This is a genomic window from Polaromonas sp. P1_E12, assembly GCF_056405975.1.
In genome coordinates, this window is record NZ_JBFUBB010000003.1 from 472,251 (window position 1) to 489,620 (window position 17,370).

Here is a 17,370-nt window from a genome sequence, read left to right on the forward strand (position 1 = left end):
AAAACCTCAAGAAGATTCCGCAAGTGCGCGGAAATGGTCCATGAGCTGATGTGTCAGCATGTCATGGTCGAAATGCTCTTTGAAATACCGTTGGCCGTTGGCGCCAAGTGTGGCGCGTTCTGGTGCGCCCATCTCAGCCAGCCGGATCACCGCGGCGGCCAGAGCCGGCGCATTCTCGGCCGGAACCGAAAGGCCAGCCCCAGCTTCCTCGACGACGCGGGCACCTTCCCCGTTCAAACAGGCAATTATCGGTCGTCCGGCGGCCATATAGGCCTGGATCTTGTTGGGAATGGTCGCCGCGAAAATCGGTTGATCGGCCAGGGTTACGAGTAGCGCTGAGGCCTTTTGCATGAGGCCGGGCATCAATTCGACCGGGAAACGGCCGGGCAGGTGCAGGTTGGTGAGCCCGCGCGCCGCAGCTTCTTCGGCCATCCAGGCCTGGCGGCTGCCCTGGCCGACGACCACAAACTGGACATCCGGACGCTCGCGGAGCAGGGTAGCGGCCTCGACAATGGCCTCGACGGCCTGGCCGGCGCCGATATTGCCGGCGAATACGACGCAAAACGCGCCGCTGTCCATAACCGGTATCGGGGGCGCTGGTGCGTCGCCGGGCGCGGCAAATAGCGGGTCAACCGAATTCGGGTAGTAGGCGATGGGTGTGTCGCCGGCCAGTTCGCGAACCTTGGGCACAAATGCCTGCGATTGCACCAGAAGCAGGTCGGTGCGTGCGTAGATACTTTTGACCACGGACCCCACCAACGCCAGTGCACGCGGATTACGCACATAACCCGTGGCCTCCAGGCTTTCCGGCCAGAGATCCTGGACCCAGACGGCAACCTTGCGGTTTTTCAGCCAACCGAGGAACAACGCCGGGATCGCCTGGAGGATCGGCGAAGTACCGTAGGCAAAAATGACGTCGTAGCGTTTGCCGCGCAGCTTCCACGCACCGAAAAGTGTGCCCGAGGCGACAAACGACAAATAGTTGAAGACCAGGTTCAGCGCGCCTTTTTTCCGGCGCGGCGCAAGGGGTACCCGGTATATCGAGATGCCGGCCCATGATTCACGCTGGCAGCCCCAGGCCCGGTAGCCGGGAAAAACCGAGCCTTCGGGATAGTTGGGCTTGCCGGTCAATACGTCGACCTCGAAGCCTTTTTCAACGAGCGTTTTCGCGACATCGTTGATGCGAAAGCTTTCTGGCCAGAAATACTGGCTGACGATCAGGATACGCAATTGGGTCACTCTTCGGGGAAAACATGGGCGAGGAATTCGCCGGCGTTCATGAGGGGAAGGGGCTGCTCGTTTTGGCCGAGAAAGCGCTTCACTGCTCTGGCAATGGAGACTGGTGAATGGGGGTCGAACACCTGTTCGGGGTCGACCACGTCGCGTACGTAGTCGAGTTCAGATGCCAGGATTGCCAGGCCCGCCTGGCGCGCTTCGATCAGTGGCAGGCCAAACGACTCGAACAGTGAGGGATAAACCAGCACCTTCGCCTGGGCGTAAAGGCGCAGGATTTCGTCGTGTGGCCTCGCGCCGAGGTTTTCAACATTCAGACTGTAACGGGCCTTCTTTTCATCGATCCATGCGCAGAGTTCAGGGTGGGCCTTCGGGTCGACGGTCAGCCAAAGCGAAGGATGCATACCGTCGTTCGCCAACAAGCTCCAGGCTTCCATGAGCCGCTTGTGATTTTTGTGAGGCTCACCTGAAGCTACATAGATGAAGCCGCATGCGCTATCGCATGCCTTCGGGGTGCTGTTTCTCTCATAGCCGGCGCTGGTGCTCACAAAGGGCAGTACCGAAACCGGTTTGCCCTTTGCCAGACCCGAGGCATTGAGCAGGTCGCGCATTGAAGGAGTTTGCACGACGAAGGCTTGCGCGTTTTGGGCCTTTTGGGCGAACCATGCCCTTTCGATCAACAGCCGCAGGCGTGTCCTGAGAGGGAAGCTGGCGAGCGTCACCGGGTCGACGAGATAACGGTTCTGCACGAACACCACGGCGCGTCCCTTCAGCTTGAAGAGCGGCGGCAAATTGCCGAAGCACAGCACGAGGTCCGCTGGTCTCACGGATCTGGAAAGCCACCATTCAGCCCTGAAGCGATGCCACACGGTCGGCGCAACAGTAATGACTTTCAAAAGCGGGAGGTATGTCTTCGGCACCGGCATGCGGCTATCGAGCAATGCGGTGGCGTCACGACCAGCCGGCAGAGCCTCAAGCAGTGCGCGCAGCAACGACTGCCCTCCGCCGGAATGCACATTGGTGGCGTGGACAAAAAGGGTTGTTGCCGTTTTAGTTGTCACGTGGTGGCGGGGCTTTTGCCAGTTTCAACTTGTACAGAGCGAACGCAAAACCTTGCGTATGGACCGTCCATACCAGCAGGATACCGCAGCCGAGAACCAGAAAATAAGGAATGCTTTGCTGCGGAGCCACGCCGAATTGAACAGCGGTGCTCGCCATCACGACGCCGTAAAGCGAACAGAGAATGGGGTTGCGGGTCAAGGTTCGTATCAAAAGCTCGACAAGCAGCACCAGGAACGTAAAAATAACCATTCCGAATGCGACGATCCAGAGCGAATTGCTGTAATAGAGGAAGGCCGGCCCGCCAGGCAGGCTTGCAAATCTGAATTTTGTACCGTCGGACTTGAGGTACACAGACTTCGAGATGCTTTGGTAGATATCGGGTTTTCCTATCGCCGGCTTCTCCAGAAAACCGCGACGCAAGAGCGCCGGGTCCTTGCCTGGATAGGCCTGAACGGCCATCAGGCCCTCCAGGCCTATCCATCTGTCAACGCTTAGTTGCAAGAGGCGCGCCGAAAAACCATCGGTCAGCTGATAGCCAAACTCATTGAGTAACAGCCGGGATTGCGCCGAATCCGTGCCCATGGCTTCCGCCCATTTCTTCTTTTCGGCGGCCATGATCGCTTCCAGCTGTATTTTCTCGATATTCAGTTTTCGCATCAATTCAATGATTGGCGGACGCTTTTCCGGGGGGGCGATTTTGAGTTGATCCTCCAGCGTGCCGAGTTGGCCGCTGACAATTTCCCAACGGTAGTAGGCCTCGTGGTAGGCCGTGCTTGTATACAGGCCGGTCTGGTAGAAGTAGTTCCGGAATGTCGTGACGGCCGATATGGATACCACCAGCAGCGCGCAAAAGGAAGCGGCGAGCATGACTGTTTTCAGGCGCGACCAGCCCGCCAGCTTGTGCCTGAATTGGTGTAAAACGAAAAGTTGTGGAACGGCGTGAAAGATATAGGCCGCCCGGCTCAGGATCGACGTGCTCGAGAGAAAAGCCTCAATCAAAATGCCATAAGCTGCCAAGGCGGGATTCTTCCCGAGCGTGATGTCCCACCAGGCAAAAAGGGCAACGAAAGTAGCCAGGCCGATGTTGAGCAGCCAGGCTACTACCGAGTTCAGCGGCCACATCAGGGATGCTTTTGGTGCAAGGCCGATTCTATGTATTCCGTATGCCAGATTGACAACCAGCACCCCTGCCGTCGCGAGCGCCAGCGCAAGCCATAGCCATTTCCGATTTGGTTCGTACCATGAAGGCACAACGAGTTTCTTTTCATCACGTATGGGGCTGACACGTCCTGCCAGGGCTGCATAGGCTATGCCGCCCGCAATGACACCCAAGCTTGCCACGCTTGCCACCAGCAGTACTTCGTCCCACGCTGCGGGCGCACCCTCGAACAATCCGATGGGCTCGACATACGGGTAATTGAAAATGGTATGAATCGTCAGTTTGAACCAGAGCCCGAGCCACAGAAATACCGTCAGGAACAAATAGCCGTAACTGTGTTTCTGACGGCATCCGGTGATCAGCATGGCTCCGGTCGCGGCCGAAAAAAGCAGATAAGAATCTTTCGCGCCAACGTAGCCAGACAGTCCCAGCGTGAAAAATATGAGCCAGATGCCGACGCCCGCGATCATGAAGCTCCTGGCCCACAGGTTTTCCTCCGATGGCATATCAATAATTTTCAGGAGTCGCGGAATCATGTTTGTCGTGGCATGGAATATTTAAAGATCGCAGGTCACAAATTTGTGCTCTGCGGATGTTGATTTTCAAAGAGCTCGTGAGTCGGTGCTGGCGCCCGATGCTGTTGGCTGCAGGAGGTGAAACCATATTGCGTAGAGCCACATATGCCAGAAGCTCAGGTCGGGCTGAATCCGCTGGGCGCCCATTACGAGAACGGCGCCGATGCTTAACGACACCGCCACGTTGACGTGTCCATCAAATGATTTGTTGTCCGCCCTGACGATGGTTCGCAGGGCAAGCCAGCCCATCGTCGCAAAAAGGCCGATGTAAAAGATTCCACCGGCGACGCCGGATTCCAGTGTCGCGACCGCATAACCTACAGCAATCGAGTTCTGCACGGTTTGCATGCCGAGCGCGGTGCCAGTTCCGATCGGATGCTCCTTCAAGTAATCGATGACGATACGCAGCCCCTCTTTTCGGTCATGAAGTGACAACGACTTACCGGTTGGTGTGGTGCTCAGGGCATGGGCAACCCGGTGTACGCAGGTCTCACGGTCAGACGAATGCTCTTTCATGCATCCTTCGACCAGTGCCATGGCGGATTTGTCGCTCAAGTTCTCAAGATACTGTTTGGTGCAGGCGCCGGCCAGGCTGTACATCAGGGCAATGGCGCCTATTGCACCCGCCAGGAAGATCACCAACTTATGATCGCCAACAGACCTTTTGATGACCATCAGAAGGAAAATCAGCGCTAGTACCATGCAGAGAAAAAGCCCGGCACCCAGGGACATGCTAAGCATCAATCCGAGCACGATAACGGTGGACCGAAGATAAGCCTTCTCCACGATGAGGAACCAGAACATCGCGGGCATTAGTGCGAACGCGTAGGTTCCGGGTTCCTCGCTGAGTCCCTGAATGCGGAACACCGGCGTGGGCGGGCATATGGGCGTGTTGGTGATGTAGTAGGCACCGAAGAAAACGTCCGCCGCACGTCCTCCGACTTCCATCGTGCTGAAGGGATGGATGCCGAGCAACACCGCCGCTATGGCGGCAAGCGAAAAAACAACCGTCGCGACCATCAGGTTCGCATAGATGCGCAGGCTTGCGTAGACAAATTTTCGATTGATGTGGAAAAGCAGAAACAGGAAAAACAGGAACTTGGTGAACAGGATGCACCACTGCACGATGCTGGTTCTCGATGTCGCATGGACAGAAGCGATCAATAGCATGCATAGATAGCCCGCCCAGAAAATCAGCATGAGTTTATGCAGAGGCGTCAGCGTCAATTGGTTGCGCTGTGCTGTGAGAGCGACGAACAGACAGATCACGAGCAAACAGGCCGCGAAACCGGCCTGGAACAGTGTGATGTTGAACTGCTTCAACATCACCGGAAAGAGCGACCACGAAAATACCGTGAGAAAAATCAGTAATACCTGAGAATCTTTGCCCCATGGAAGCTCAAAAAATGGATTTCTGATCATCTTGGCCGGCCTTGAGCGCGCTGCGAATCGGATTCGGCAGAGCACGGGGTTTTCATGACGCGTCTCCGACTATTTTTAGCAATGAATCGGTGTATCGCCGGCCCTGCTCGCTGCGAACAAAATGCTGGCCGTGTTCGCGCATCTGCTGGATCGCTTCGGGTGACATTGCCGCAGCCGCCTGGTAGGCGTCCTGCCATGATGAAAATTCACGGCAATCGATATAGGCTTCTTTGGGGATCAACTGCTTGATATCGGGAGCGCCCAAATACAGGGGAATCGTTCCCGCATAGAAGCAGTCGAAAATTTTCTCGGTTACGTAGCCCTGCATCGCCATGTTTTCGAGACAGAGGCAGAAGTTGTATTGACTCAGTACCTCGTATTTCGATTCGCACGAGCCTCTGTAAATCGACAGCAGCGTTTTGCGCCGGCTTATATAGGGCCACCAGAGGGACGTACGAGCCTTTAATTTGGCCCAACCGCGACCATAAAGATCGACAACGCCAGATTCCGCCAGTTCGGTCATCGCCTCGATGCGGCGGCTGTAGAGCTCGTTCGGTACTTTGCGTGGCACATGGTTTCCGTTGATCACCACGATGCGATTGAGACGGTCACGCCGAGACCAGTAGGGTTCCATAACATCCTCGCGAGGCTGCGGCCAATAGAGTTGGCGCAACCGCGAGCTGTTAACACCTGCGAGCGAATAGCCGTCACCACTCACGTTGTGGACATAGACCCGCTCGAATGCTGCGGTCAGTTCCGGTAAGGCCTTGTAGATGCTCGGGTCGACGACGGGTGGCTCAAGCACCAAAAAGGCTCGAAGGTGTACATCAGGACGTGCAGCCAGCATCTTGAAGTTGTCGAGGACGCCGAGCGAGTAGTAGTCCTTGGGGTTGTTGTTTGCCGGCGAGGACATCAGGTAGTCGGCGGTGCGTACGGTTCTGCCGGCACTGGCGTGCGCTTCGCGCACGCGCGCGTAGGGCACCAATGTCCCGTCGCGATTGAGCGCGAGATTCGACAAGTCGAACATCCGGTCCTGCCGATAGGCAGGCGGTGTGTCGATGTAAATTTCGTCGGACACAGGGGCGGGAATCACTTCTTGCTTATCCTCTTGAGATGAACCAGCGAGATCTTGGCCAGGCCATCGAGCCGCAAGCCGAGCATTACCTTCAGGTACAGGCCCAGCAGAAAAACGCCAAGCCCCCGTTTGGTCTGCAGTGCTGCCTTTAGGGCGTCCGGCGAAAATACGTTGGGCAAAAGTTCCCGAACCAGTTGCGGTTCATCGCGCAGCAGGGCGTTGGCGGCGCGCATGACCTGGTCGCGACGTTCGAGGCGTCCGTAGTTGACCATATCCTCGGTGGTAACCAGTTTGCGCACGTCGGGTTGCGCGAGATAGTAGTCCATCACGGTAAAAAAAGCCGCACGGCGCGTATCAAGGCGCACATTCGCTGACCACTGGCTGCTGCTGATCCGGTATCGCATGGTCGCGCCCGGGAGTATTCCGACGGGCCCAAGCTGCAGCATCCTGAGCCAGACGTCAAGGTCGCCGCTCGGGCCGAACAGTTCTCCGCGCCAGCGCTTGATGTTTTGTTGATAAACGCTGGTGCGCGCCATCACGCTGGGACAGATCAGGAAATTGGAGTGCTGGAGAATGGCCTTGAATACCTCAGGGAAATGATGCAACGGACCCATGGCCGCCAGTTCGGGTGGCTGCCGGATCGCACCGATGGGACGGTTGTCCTCATCGATCAGCAGTGCTTGCGTAAACGCTGCTCCGGCTTGTGGATGCGCCTCGAGAAATGCGACCTGTGATGCGACCATATCTGGTTCGTAAATATCATCCGCATGGTAGATCGCCGTGTATTTTCCCATGGCCAGTTCGATGCAACGATTGAAGTTGCCTTCGCCACCGATATTGACCGCGTTGCGGTAGAGCGAGATGCGGCTGTCAGAAAATCCTTCGACAACTGCGATCGTGCTGTCGGTCGAGTGATTGTCGACCACGTGAATTTTGAGATTCCCGTAACTCTGGTTTAGTACCGAATGCAAAGTGGCTGCGACGGTTTTTTCCGCGTTATAAGTCGGGATGCAGATGCAGACCAGTGGCAGTGTATTGTCAGGCATCGATGAGTCCCATCCTGGCGAACGCGTGCCGAAAGCGGTGGCCGAAGGTGTGCTCCGCAAGAGTCCGGGCATAACCGGCATCGGCGATGCTTTCTCGCAGTGCAGTCTCTGCAAGATAAAGCGCAACCTTTTGCTGAAGGTCGTCGGGGTCCAGGTAGATGGCAATCTCTGTGCCTATACCGTAGTGCCGTTCCAGTCCCTCAACGTAGTACGACAGCTGAAACCCGCCAGTGCCGTTAATCTCGAAATGACGGGCCTTGATCTGTTCGACGGACTTCGGCGAGCGGATGCGATTGACCAGACCGCGCGGGGACGACAGCAGGTAACGCGCGTCCCAGGAGGTCGAGTTCGACATATTCAGGTTGATGCGGCTTTCATTGAACAGCTGGACCATCTCCTCGTGCGACACGATGCCGCCTGGCCAGCGGTACCCGGCAACTTTGACATTGAACCCCGCTCTGCGCAGCCGATTGATGAGCCATTCGCGATAGGGGTGCCAGGCACCTACAAACGACACGTCGTATTTTTTTTCGACAGACGCTTTCCGGTAAATGCTGTTGTTGCAGCCGAACGGGAAATAGATCACATTTTCCAGACCCAATGCCCGGTATTTCCGCTCACCGTATACGTCGGGTGTTGTGAAAAAATCGAACTGTGGCGCCCAGTAGCGGGAAAATTCGACGCGCCAGGTGTCGTCGTGAAAAAAGCACAGTGTGCGTGTGAGCTGTTTCATCGCCTTGATCGTGTCCGACTCGAACTGATCGGTGTAAAGCGAGAACATCGCGAAGTCAGGCCTGGACGCCGCCGTGACCTCGAGCAGCTTGCGGTTCATGGCTGGCTTGCCCAGGTGCTGAATCTCGGTCATGTAGTCAAACAACACGACCTCGTGTCCGAGCGCCAGCAGGCTCTGGTAGAAATTGTAGTACTCGTACGAATGACCGCGCGTCGGGTCGCCATAGTCATACGACATGCAAACAAGGAGGATTTTCATGAAACTTTGTCGTGCCTTGGCAAATAGGGATAGAGCAGCCAGTAGAACATCGGCAGAAAGGCCAGCCCGGTGACAACGATCAGCACGCCCGCTGCAATGATGCCTGGGCTGTTCATGGCCCACCGGCCGGCCATCGCGATCAGCATCAAGCCAGCGCCCATTGCAGTGCCTTTGGCCAGCATACGTAATGGCAGACGCATGTCGAGCGCGACGATCATCATGTAATGCATCGCGACCAACATGCCGACGCCGGCCAGCGAGCGGGCCAGACCGACGCCATGCGCACCCATGCCGGGTGCCAGGAACTTGATCAGCACGATGCAGATGACCGCGCCGAGCAGGTTCGGCAACAGCAGCAGGCGGGTCTTCATCTTGGCGTGGGCCGACATGCTGTAGACGCCGGCAACAACCCGCGCGCCTTCTGCCAGCACGCCCCAGATCACGAACTGCGATGCCGATTGGTATGCCGGGCCCACCATGAACCGCGTCAGCTCCGGCGCCAGACTGATCAATAAAAACGTTACAAGCATCAGCGAGGGCAGGATCGCGCCAGCATATTTATTCCAGGCGGCGGACTGTTCCTCGATCGTGCTGGTGCTGACCCGCTTGTAGAAACGCGGCTGGAAGTAGGTTGTCAGCACCGATTCGAACGCCGCCATCAGCCCTGCGCTGATTCCGTAGCCTGCGACAAACAGGCCAAGTGCGGCCAAACCTAGCGAGTCGGCGACGAAAAAGCGGTAGCCTTGCGTCTGCAGCCAATTAAACCCGACCGAGATTGCAACCGGCCAGGCGAAGTCGAACAGCAGCTTGAGGTGCGAGCGCGACAGCTTGTCTGCGGGCTGCTCCGGCCTGAGCTTGTCGAAAAACAGCTTGACGCCGATGACCGCGAACACCGTTTGGCCGATCAGCAGGCCGAGCAGCCAGTATTCAGCAGTCGGCGAGAAGTATTCGACCAGCGCATAGGCGCTCGCCAGGCCGACGCCGATCGTTGCCAGCGTGAGGACGATAAAACGCCCACGCAACTCCAGCAGATTCAGCGATGGGATTGCGGTCTGGTTGATCGTGTTGAACAACAGCGAGCCACAGACCAGCACCAGCAACCACACGGTATTGAACTGGAAGCCGAAGGCGTGGATTTTGTTGAGTACGCCGAGCGTCAGCGCCGCGAACAGGCAGACACCAAGAAGATAGATCCAGTGCAGCTTGAGGTAGTGTTTGGCGCGGCCGATTTCGTCCCAGGCGTGAAAGCGCCGATTGATGAACATACCAATCGGGTTGACGAGGAAAAGCGCAAAAAAGGCTGTGGCGGCGGTGATCAGCGAGAGACGGCCCATTTCGCTAGGTGGCAAATAAGTCGTAGCCACCCGCATGACCAAAAGGAGCAGGATGAATTGGGCGGCACGCCCGAAGATGATTACTAGCACGTTCTATTCCCGGTCATGGAGCAACGACGGAAGTCGCGGACGCATCGCCGGCAGGTGGCCCCGGTTGCTTCTGAAAAACCAGGGCGTGATCGACAATTTGGGAGAATTCTTCTGGAATCGCCTTCCTGCCGTTCTTCCAGTATTTGCCGGAATCGGCGTTACTGTAGTAGTCCGCAATCATCTCATAGCCCTGGCCGCGCATCAGTTGAGCCAGCCGTTCGACGCTGAGCAATACAACCGGGATCCGCCCGCAAAAACCTTTGACGGTCGTGACGTTTTGCATGGTGTAGGCCACAGGGTGATTGCCCCCGGGGGCCGGATGGCGGGATACGATGATGAACCTGGCCTGGCTGCGACACAGCAGTGCCAGCGTTGCTTCGTAATCTAGACAATACTGGAGCGTACTTGAAACGTTAAGTACGCCTATCTTGGCGCTGTGCGTCAACAGCGATTCAAAATCAGTTGAAAAAGACACGCCATCTGCGCCGAACAACCTGGTTCCGAGTGCGCAGTTGGCGGAGCTGTCGACGACCGTGAAATCAAGCTGCCTGCCCGCTTTATTCTGCGTTTTCAGGGCCGGCCAATACATACCCACGCCGCCACCGAAATCGACAATGCGGCCTGGGGCTGCGTGATCACCGGCGGGCGCGATCGATGCGATCAGCGAAAGGCACATCTCGTTCATGTCTTGGTGACTGACACCGTCGACGCGGGAGTGAGCCCTTTCGGAAACATAAGAAATCCAGTTCGGGTGCTCGAATGGATTGTCATTTGACGGCTGTAGCTCCGCTGCATCCCGGTAGAGGCCGTCATAAATCGGTCGTTCCGGCTTCAGCCGCTGCAAGGCTCCGCGCGCTAATACGAAAAGAATGGGCGGCAGGATTTGTTTGATCAGATGTTTGAGCATGGGTGTCTCATGACTGGCTAAGTCTGCGAAGCCGGCGTTTCCACGTTCGAATTCCAGGTCTGCGGGCCGTCGTAGAGTAACGAGGAAATGTTCACACCGGACTTGTATCCCGGGTCAATTTCCCGCAGATTCGCGATGTAGCGGTAGCCCAAGCCTTCCAAGGTGAAGTTGCAGACGCCGAATTCTCTGACGGATGGCAGCAGATGAAATAGGAAAATCGGCTGACAGCCGAAAAAGAAAGCATCGAACATCGCCGCGCCCATGGTTCCAACGACAACCCCAGGCCTTATTTGCTCCATGGCCGTGTTGCTGGAGATCGCGTTATCGATGAGATGAATATTGGAATGCTGAGCAGCCAGCGCAGTATAGAAATTGCACACCTCGTTTTGAGCGGCCCAATCTCCCGGGTGAATTTTCAGGTGAACCTCCGAAAAACCTGCGGCCAACACGCGCAGGGCCTCTGCGGAGATTGCAAGCTCCTCGGCTTTCAGGCCGAAAGCATCGAGGTTGTTGGCGAAGAAGATCGCAACCTGATCGTTCTTTGGTAAAAACGCCTGTTCAGACACCAAAAAATGCCGATAACCGCGGATCTCCACGGGCCGATCGATAGGCAGGCGCATTCTCGAATAGAGAGCATTGAGGTATTTCTCGCGTATCCGGACATACATCCGGCCTTCGAATCCTTTTTTGGCATAGGCCGGTATACCCAACGCTTTGAAGGCAAAGTTGTAAAGGACCAGGAATAACCGGTCGGTCCACGAAAGATGTCGGTCGTGGAAGCTGCTGTTGTTGAAATAGAACCCAATGCCCTCGTCGTAGAGATAAACCTGTCCGCCAGCATGCCGCATCTGCGCGGCTAGAAATGCATTGTTGATTTCATATTCCGTTGTGATAACAAGCAAATCTCCCGGCCGGAACTGAAAGCGGTGCTTTAGTCGGACCTGATGAATATAGGCCTTCAAATAACTTATGGGATTCTTGAAGCTGAGGCCGGAACATAGCGGATGAACATCCACCGGCTCGACAGCGAAGCCTAGCGACCCTGCCACCTGGTTGCGGGGTGACCGGTGTGAAATGAACGTCACGCCGGACCTGGAAAGCCGATTCTCTTCCATGATCGACAGCGCCAAGTTGGTGTGATGGTCATTGTCGATTGAAAAATAAACCATACGTGTGCAAAGCCGGTGAGAGTGGTGATGGGTGTTTGGTGGCTGATGCCATCGCTGCGCTGAACGGCTCGCGGGACGCCGTTACCAGACTGACCTTCCTCCGTCCATCACGATATTTTGGCCATTCATATATGAAGAGGCGTCCGAACAGAGGAACTGCACTGCGGCACGGTACTCGTCGCCAGCCGCCATTCGGCCCAAAGGGATCAATGCGCTGAGCCGGGTCACGAACTCTTCGCCCTGACCGTTGAACACACCGCCCGGAGAAATTGCATTGGCGCGCACGCCCTGTTCTGGCCAGTAGGTTGCGAGATAACGCGTCAAGCCGATCAGTCCAGCCTTGATGACGGAGTAGGTAACCGGTTTGACGGGCTGCAGATGCTCGGGCAGTCCCGGTTTGCGATACAGGCGCTGGTCCGGCGAGAATACCGAAAGGTCTGATGCGATGTTCAGGATTACGCCGCCCTTGCCGTCGGCGGCCATCGCAGTGCCGAAGACCTGGCTGCAGAGGAATGCGCCGGTCAGCCCGACCGCGATTTGCAGATTCCATTGATCGATCGGAAAGTTCTCGAGACGAGAGCTTTCGACCATGCCGGCGCCGGCCGTAACCTTGGGGTCAATCGCCGCGTTGTTGACCAAAATGTCTATCCGTTGTCCGGCAGCCGCAAGCCGCGCGGATAGCGCGGCGACCGCTCCCGGGTTCGAAACGTCGAGGATCGCGGTGTGGATGCGGCTTTCATCCGAGGAGCGGGCCAGGAGTTCTTTGGCCGAAGCGAGTGCGCCGTCACCGATGTCGGTAAGCACCACAACTGCGCCGCTTTCGAGCAACGCTGCTGCGTGCTCCCGACCGAGCAGGCCTGCGGCACCCGTGATCAGCGCGGTTTTTCCCGTGAGATCGAACTTTTTGAATGCGGTAGTCATGGGTGTTCCTTCGAGTTGCCGCTATCCGCGGACCTGGCCGCCGTCGAGTGTCCAGACTGCACCGGTTGCAAAACCCGAGCGTGGTGAGGCGAGGTACACCGCCAGTTGACCGATGTCCTGCGGCGTACCGAGGCGCGCCAGTGCGACGTTGGCGGCCAGCATTGACTGCACGGCATTTGCGTCGGCTGCCAGCTTCCTGTCCCACACTGAGCCGTCAAACAGAATGTTGCCGGGTGCTATGGCGTTGATGCGTACACCCTGGGCGCCGAGTGGTCGGGCGATGCCGCGCACGTAGGCGTGCAGTGCGGCTTTGGCGGCCGAATAGGTAACTGGTGCGCCCGGGATGACCTCGAGTCCGCAGATCGACGAGATGCAGATCACCGCGCCGCGCGAAGCGGCGAGCGCGGTACGCGCCGCCTCGACCGTATGGGTGACGCTCCAGAGGTTTAGCGCGAACACGCGTTGCCATTCCTCGGGAGTCTCCAGGCCCGGTGCCACCGAACGGCCGCTACCGACATTGCAAACCAGAATATCGAGCCTGCCGAGTGCCCGAGTCGCTTCGTCGACAACCTGTCGTGCCTGGCCTGCGTCGGTGACATCGCCCGTGACAGCCGCTGCGGATTGCAGGGTCGTAGCGGCCACTTTCAAGGCATCAGCGTCACGCCCGTTTATCGCGACCCTGCAGCCCTCGGCTTGCAGCGCCACGGCAATGGCCCGGCCGATTCCGCGTGAGGAGCCGGTGACCAGGGCTGTTTTGCCGGCGAGTTCAAGCTCCATGGCGTGCTATCCAGTTGACAGCCATGTCGCGGTAGCGGCAAAGTGCGCCAGCATGGTCGCCGTCATGCGCCCGGGCGGTTTGCAGGATGTAATTGCCTTGGTAGCCAGCCTTTGCGAGTGCCGAGAAAACAGTTTCGAAATCAGCACTGCCTGTGCCAAGCGGCACCGTGGTACCACCGAGCACGCGATCCTTGATATGCACGTTGACGATGCGATGGCCGTAGGCCGCAATTTCGTCGGCAGGCCGCATGCCGAGCCCAGCGCTGTTGCCGATGTCGTAGTTCACCCCGAAAAGTGCAGGATCCAGCCGTTCGATGAAACGCGCGAGTTCGGATGGTCCAAAATCCGACTCAAAGACGACCTGAACGCCCAGCTCGGCCAGCAGCGGGGCGTGAACCTGCAGCACGGAGACCAGATGGTCTTCCTGTGCGCGTGTCGCCAGGCTGCCGTTGTCGACCAATGGCAGGACCATCATGACGATGCCCACCGCGGAACAAGCCTTGGCCACGGCCCGAAAATCCTCTTGCAACTGCTCGGCTTGCGCCGTATCGGCCTTCCAGAATGGACTCTGCATGAAGCAGTCACCGGTCAGCGAACCGATGCGCACGCCATACCGCGCGCGCAGCGCCGTGATCTCCGAGCGGCCAGCCTCGGTCAGCAACGGGTTGCTGTAGAGCAGGTCCTGATCGAGCGTCCACTCCATGAGGCCAAAGCCATGAGCCGCGGCCGTGGGAAATTCGGCCTGCCAGCAGTCCCATGGAAAAGCCTGGATGCGGCCGTTGACGAGCGGCGACAGCCGTCCCTGCATGAAACCGATACGCTCAGACATTTTTGATCACCATCATCATGTTGGCAGTTGCCTTGTTCTTCACGAGTCGCGCGACGTATTCTTCGTTGAGTACTTTCATTTTTGCGGTGAGCCAGGTCGACATGTCGGGGTCTGCGCCGGCGAGGTCGATTTCGCTGAGGCCAACATTGCAAGTCGCCTGCGGTCCGTTATTCATGATCCAGTTCAGGTGATTCAGCAGGTTGTAGTCCTGAGTGAACGAGATATCGATCTGCGCGTTATCGAAACCCGCGAGCTGAGCGGTTTTCCTGAGCGAGTCTCCGGTGAAGTAGTGCAGATGCGCCGAATGGTAGAAGAACTTCTGGTATGCCTTGACATTCCAGACCGACAATAACGGGTCGTTGAGGTTGGGCACTTCAATAAACAGCGTCGCACCTTTTTGGGTCGACTGTTGCAGGTCGCGCAGAAACACAACGGGATCCTCAACGTGTTCGAGCACCTGGAATGCACAGACCACATCGTATCGCTGGTCCGCAAAGCGGGACTCGCGCAGAAATTCTGAGTCCGCCTCTATATCCAGCTCCGATGACATGAAGTCACAGCAGGCTTTGTCGAGCTCAATCGCGTTGACGAGCGCCACGCGATCCTTGACATTGACCAGGAACTGCCCCGATGAGGCGCCGACTTCCAGCAGGCGGGTTTCGGCCGACAGGTATGGCCCGATGGCCTTGAGCCGATCATGCTGGTAATTTTTGTAAACGTCGAAAATCTCGCGCGCGTTGGTCGCCGCGGCTTCGGCATTGTGCGAATACTCCTGGCGGTAATTCTCTGCGTAGTAGGCTTTGGCGTCCGGTGCCTGATTCTCCGAAAGAAAACCGTGTCGGCAGGGCTCACAATAAAAAACGATACCTGTGCCTCGTCGCAAAGTAGTCGATAGCACGCCGGCGGTTGCCTGCCTGCAGAGCGGGCAACTGGCTTGGTGAGAGTGTTGGGTGAAGATCATTGTGGAATCATTCCTGCAATATTTCGACCAGTTCCAGCAATACGCCTTCGGGCCCCCGGCAGTAGGTGACCTTGACCTTGCCGTCTGGGGAATGCTGTGGTGGTGCAAAAAAAATGACGCCCGCACCTGCGAGTTTTTTGCAGAGGACGTCGATATCTTTCACGGTCATTGCAACATGCGTAAAGCCGGTGGAATAGGGTGTTCCGGTCCAGGCTGGCCTGTCTGGGTGCGAATGGAAATAAAGCAACTCGATCATGCCGCCTTCAGGTGCGGTAAGTTTCGACGTTGTCAGGCGCACGTTTTTCAGGCCCATCATTGCGTCGATGTGCGGCCCGGACTCGTCCATCTGCCGTGCCACGGTGAACCCCAGCAGGTCCCGCCAGAAGCGCAGCGCCGCATCGAGGTCGGCGACGACCAGGCCGGTATGGCGAATCTGCGTGATCATTTGGCCGCGATCTCGGCGATAGCCTCGCCGAGCACATCCACACCTTCGAGCAGGGCTTCGTCGGTGATCGTCAGGGGAGGGCCGATCTTGATCGATTCACGCCCGGTATGCACGACCAGTAACCCCTTCTGCATGCAGAGTTCGGCGACCTGGCTCGTGAACGGGCCGTCGGCCGCACCGGTCTTGGGGTGTTTGAACAGCACCGCCGCGATCAGGCCTCGACCCAGCAGGTGCGAGATGCGGTCGGGAAAACGCGCCTGCAGTTTGTGCAGTGCGGCAAACAGCAGCTCGCCCTTGCGCGCGGTCTCGGCGACAAGATTGCGATCTTCCATTTCCTCGATGACGGCCAGGCCAGCGGCGCAGACCAGGGGGTTGGCCGAGTGCGTGCTGCTCATGTTGCCGACATCGGGCAGGTCCATGATCGCGGCGCGGCCGATCACGCCGGACAGCGGTACGCCTCCGCCCATGCCCTTGCCGCAGCAGATCAGGTCGGGCGTCACGCCGTAGTGCTGGAAGCCGAAGGCCTTGCCGGTGCGGCCAAAGCCGGCTTGCATTTCGTCAAAGGTCAGCAGGATGCCGTGCTTGCGGCAGACGCGCTCGATGGCCTGCACATATTCTGGCGGGTAGAACACTGCGCCCCATCCCTGGAAGGTTTCGAGCATGAAGCCGCAAACGTCTTGCGCAATGTCGATGCCGGCCTTCTCGAGCCTGGCCAGGCTTTCGTCCAGAAACGCTTCCGGCGTGCGCCCGGCCAGGGCCCATGGATAGGGGAACGGGATGTGATGAATGTCGGCATCCTGGTAGCCTATCCATTCGCGCTGGGCCAGATTACTGCTGAGCATTTGCGCGCCCATCGTGCGGCCATGCCAGTTGCCTTCGATGCAGATCACGCCGCGGCGTCGTTTGCCTTCCTTCTGGCCGTTCATGCGCATGAGCTTGAGCGCGCCTTCGGTCGCTTCGGTGCCGGCCGAAAGCAGGAAAGCCTTTTCGAACGGCGCACCGGCGAACGCGACCAGTTTTTCGAGGTACCGTGCGCGGTTCTCGTTCGCATAGGCATAGCAGCCGTAGAGCGGGCGGTCCAGCGTTTCTTTCATGGCGGCGGTCACGCGCGGATTTGAATGTCCAACGTTCGCGACAAAAATGGTCGAGGTGAAGTCGATCCAGCGGTTGCCGGCCGCATCGTAGATGCTGTAGTCCTCGGCCCGATCCCAGACCAGGGGCAACTGTCCGTGCATGGAACGCGATTCGCAGGCCTCAAGCCGTTCGAGCACTTCGCGCGTGCCCGGCGTCGGGATCGCGGTCTGGATCAGGCGGTTGGCGGTCGAGACCGGTGGAACGGATTGGGGCAGGCGGGAAAAGGAATGAGCGGCCATG

At 57.8% G+C, this 17,370-nt stretch carries 16 protein-coding genes; all 16 read right to left on the bottom strand.

The genetic code is table 11. The features are described 5' to 3' along the window. Positions 1-6 precede the first annotated feature (6 nt). Positions 7-1,239: a glycosyltransferase family 4 protein gene (locus tag AC1D13_RS12075; RefSeq protein ID WP_477689593.1), complete on the bottom strand. Its 1,233-nt coding sequence runs from the start codon at positions 1,237-1,239 to the stop codon at positions 7-9. Next, the gene (locus AC1D13_RS12080) at positions 1,236-2,294 is read right to left on the bottom strand and encodes a glycosyltransferase (RefSeq protein ID WP_477689594.1); all 1,059 of its coding nucleotides are present in this window, start codon (positions 2,292-2,294) and stop codon (positions 1,236-1,238) included. Before AC1D13_RS12080 ends, AC1D13_RS12075 begins: the two co-directional genes overlap by 4 nt. Then, a complete protein-coding gene (locus tag AC1D13_RS12085) occupies positions 2,284-3,990 on the bottom strand; it encodes a hypothetical protein (protein WP_477689595.1) in 1,707 nt (568 codons plus the stop codon). Before AC1D13_RS12085 ends, AC1D13_RS12080 begins: the two co-directional genes overlap by 11 nt. A 66-nt stretch (positions 3,991-4,056) precedes the next feature. After that, positions 4,057-5,451, bottom strand: a complete 1,395-nt coding sequence (locus AC1D13_RS12090; RefSeq protein ID WP_477689596.1) for a hypothetical protein — start codon at positions 5,449-5,451, stop codon at positions 4,057-4,059. A 52-nt stretch (positions 5,452-5,503) separates the two neighbouring features. Continuing rightward, positions 5,504-6,544, bottom strand: coding sequence for a glycosyltransferase family 10 domain-containing protein (locus tag AC1D13_RS12095; protein WP_477689597.1), 1,041 nt, complete (start codon positions 6,542-6,544; stop codon positions 5,504-5,506). Continuing rightward, positions 6,541-7,572: a glycosyltransferase family 2 protein gene (locus tag AC1D13_RS12100; protein WP_477689598.1), complete on the bottom strand. Its 1,032-nt coding sequence runs from the start codon at positions 7,570-7,572 to the stop codon at positions 6,541-6,543. Before AC1D13_RS12100 ends, AC1D13_RS12095 begins: the two co-directional genes overlap by 4 nt. Next, positions 7,565-8,563, bottom strand: a complete 999-nt coding sequence (locus AC1D13_RS12105; protein WP_477689599.1) for a CgeB family protein — start codon at positions 8,561-8,563, stop codon at positions 7,565-7,567. The genes AC1D13_RS12100 and AC1D13_RS12105 overlap by 8 nt, the downstream gene beginning before the upstream one ends. After that, positions 8,560-9,987, bottom strand: coding sequence for a lipopolysaccharide biosynthesis protein (locus AC1D13_RS12110; RefSeq protein ID WP_477689600.1), 1,428 nt, complete (start codon positions 9,985-9,987; stop codon positions 8,560-8,562). The genes AC1D13_RS12105 and AC1D13_RS12110 overlap by 4 nt, the downstream gene beginning before the upstream one ends. Before the next feature lie 13 nt (positions 9,988-10,000). Beyond that, positions 10,001-10,894 (bottom strand): methyltransferase, TIGR04325 family, encoded by an 894-nt coding sequence (locus tag AC1D13_RS12115; protein WP_477689601.1) that lies wholly within the window; start codon positions 10,892-10,894, stop codon positions 10,001-10,003. Between the two features lie 17 nt (positions 10,895-10,911). Beyond that, complete coding sequence (locus tag AC1D13_RS12120; RefSeq protein WP_477689602.1) at positions 10,912-12,024, bottom strand: polysialyltransferase family glycosyltransferase; 1,113 nt, start codon at positions 12,022-12,024, stop codon at positions 10,912-10,914. 120 nt (positions 12,025-12,144) lie between these two features. Further along, complete coding sequence (locus tag AC1D13_RS12125) at positions 12,145-12,984, bottom strand: SDR family oxidoreductase (protein WP_477689603.1); 840 nt, start codon at positions 12,982-12,984, stop codon at positions 12,145-12,147. Between the two features lie 21 nt (positions 12,985-13,005). Continuing rightward, a complete protein-coding gene (locus AC1D13_RS12130) occupies positions 13,006-13,761 on the bottom strand; it encodes an SDR family NAD(P)-dependent oxidoreductase (protein ID WP_477689604.1) in 756 nt (251 codons plus the stop codon). Then, on the bottom strand, positions 13,751-14,590 hold the full coding sequence (locus AC1D13_RS12135; protein WP_477689605.1) for a sugar phosphate isomerase/epimerase family protein: 840 nt from the start codon (positions 14,588-14,590) through the stop codon (positions 13,751-13,753). The genes AC1D13_RS12130 and AC1D13_RS12135 overlap by 11 nt, the downstream gene beginning before the upstream one ends. Next, complete coding sequence (locus tag AC1D13_RS12140) at positions 14,583-15,551, bottom strand: class I SAM-dependent methyltransferase (protein WP_477689606.1); 969 nt, start codon at positions 15,549-15,551, stop codon at positions 14,583-14,585. The genes AC1D13_RS12135 and AC1D13_RS12140 overlap by 8 nt, the downstream gene beginning before the upstream one ends. A 7-nt stretch (positions 15,552-15,558) precedes the next feature. Beyond that, positions 15,559-15,996 carry a VOC family protein gene (locus tag AC1D13_RS12145; RefSeq protein WP_477689607.1) on the bottom strand — a complete coding sequence of 146 codons (438 nt, stop codon included), beginning with the start codon at positions 15,994-15,996 and terminating at the stop codon, positions 15,559-15,561. Continuing rightward, positions 15,993-17,369: an aspartate aminotransferase family protein gene (locus AC1D13_RS12150; RefSeq protein WP_477666558.1), complete on the bottom strand. Its 1,377-nt coding sequence runs from the start codon at positions 17,367-17,369 to the stop codon at positions 15,993-15,995. The genes AC1D13_RS12145 and AC1D13_RS12150 overlap by 4 nt, the downstream gene beginning before the upstream one ends. Between the last annotated feature and the right edge of the window lies 1 nt (position 17,370).

Bases quoted from the DNA above. Each gene is read 5' to 3' on its own strand.
- AC1D13_RS12085 (WP_477689595.1), bottom strand. From the start codon at position 3,990: ATGATTCCGCGACTCCTGAAAATTATTGATATGCCATCGGAGGAAAAC.
- AC1D13_RS12090 (WP_477689596.1), bottom strand. From the start codon at position 5,451: ATGATCAGAAATCCATTTTTTGAGCTTCCATGGGGCAAAGATTCTCAG.
- AC1D13_RS12100 (WP_477689598.1), bottom strand. From the start codon at position 7,572: ATGCCTGACAATACACTGCCACTGGTCTGCATCTGCATCCCGACTTAT.
- AC1D13_RS12105 (WP_477689599.1), bottom strand. From the start codon at position 8,563: ATGAAAATCCTCCTTGTTTGCATGTCGTATGACTATGGCGACCCGACG.
- AC1D13_RS12115 (WP_477689601.1), bottom strand. From the start codon at position 10,894: ATGCTCAAACATCTGATCAAACAAATCCTGCCGCCCATTCTTTTCGTA.
- AC1D13_RS12125 (WP_477689603.1), bottom strand. From the start codon at position 12,984: ATGACTACCGCATTCAAAAAGTTCGATCTCACGGGAAAAACCGCGCTG.
- AC1D13_RS12130 (WP_477689604.1), bottom strand. From the start codon at position 13,761: ATGGAGCTTGAACTCGCCGGCAAAACAGCCCTGGTCACCGGCTCCTCA.
- AC1D13_RS12135 (WP_477689605.1), bottom strand. From the start codon at position 14,590: ATGTCTGAGCGTATCGGTTTCATGCAGGGACGGCTGTCGCCGCTCGTC.
- AC1D13_RS12140 (WP_477689606.1), bottom strand. From the start codon at position 15,551: ATGATCTTCACCCAACACTCTCACCAAGCCAGTTGCCCGCTCTGCAGG.
- AC1D13_RS12145 (WP_477689607.1), bottom strand. From the start codon at position 15,996: ATGATCACGCAGATTCGCCATACCGGCCTGGTCGTCGCCGACCTCGAT.
- AC1D13_RS12150 (WP_477666558.1), bottom strand. From the start codon at position 17,369: ATGGCCGCTCATTCCTTTTCCCGCCTGCCCCAATCCGTTCCACCGGTC.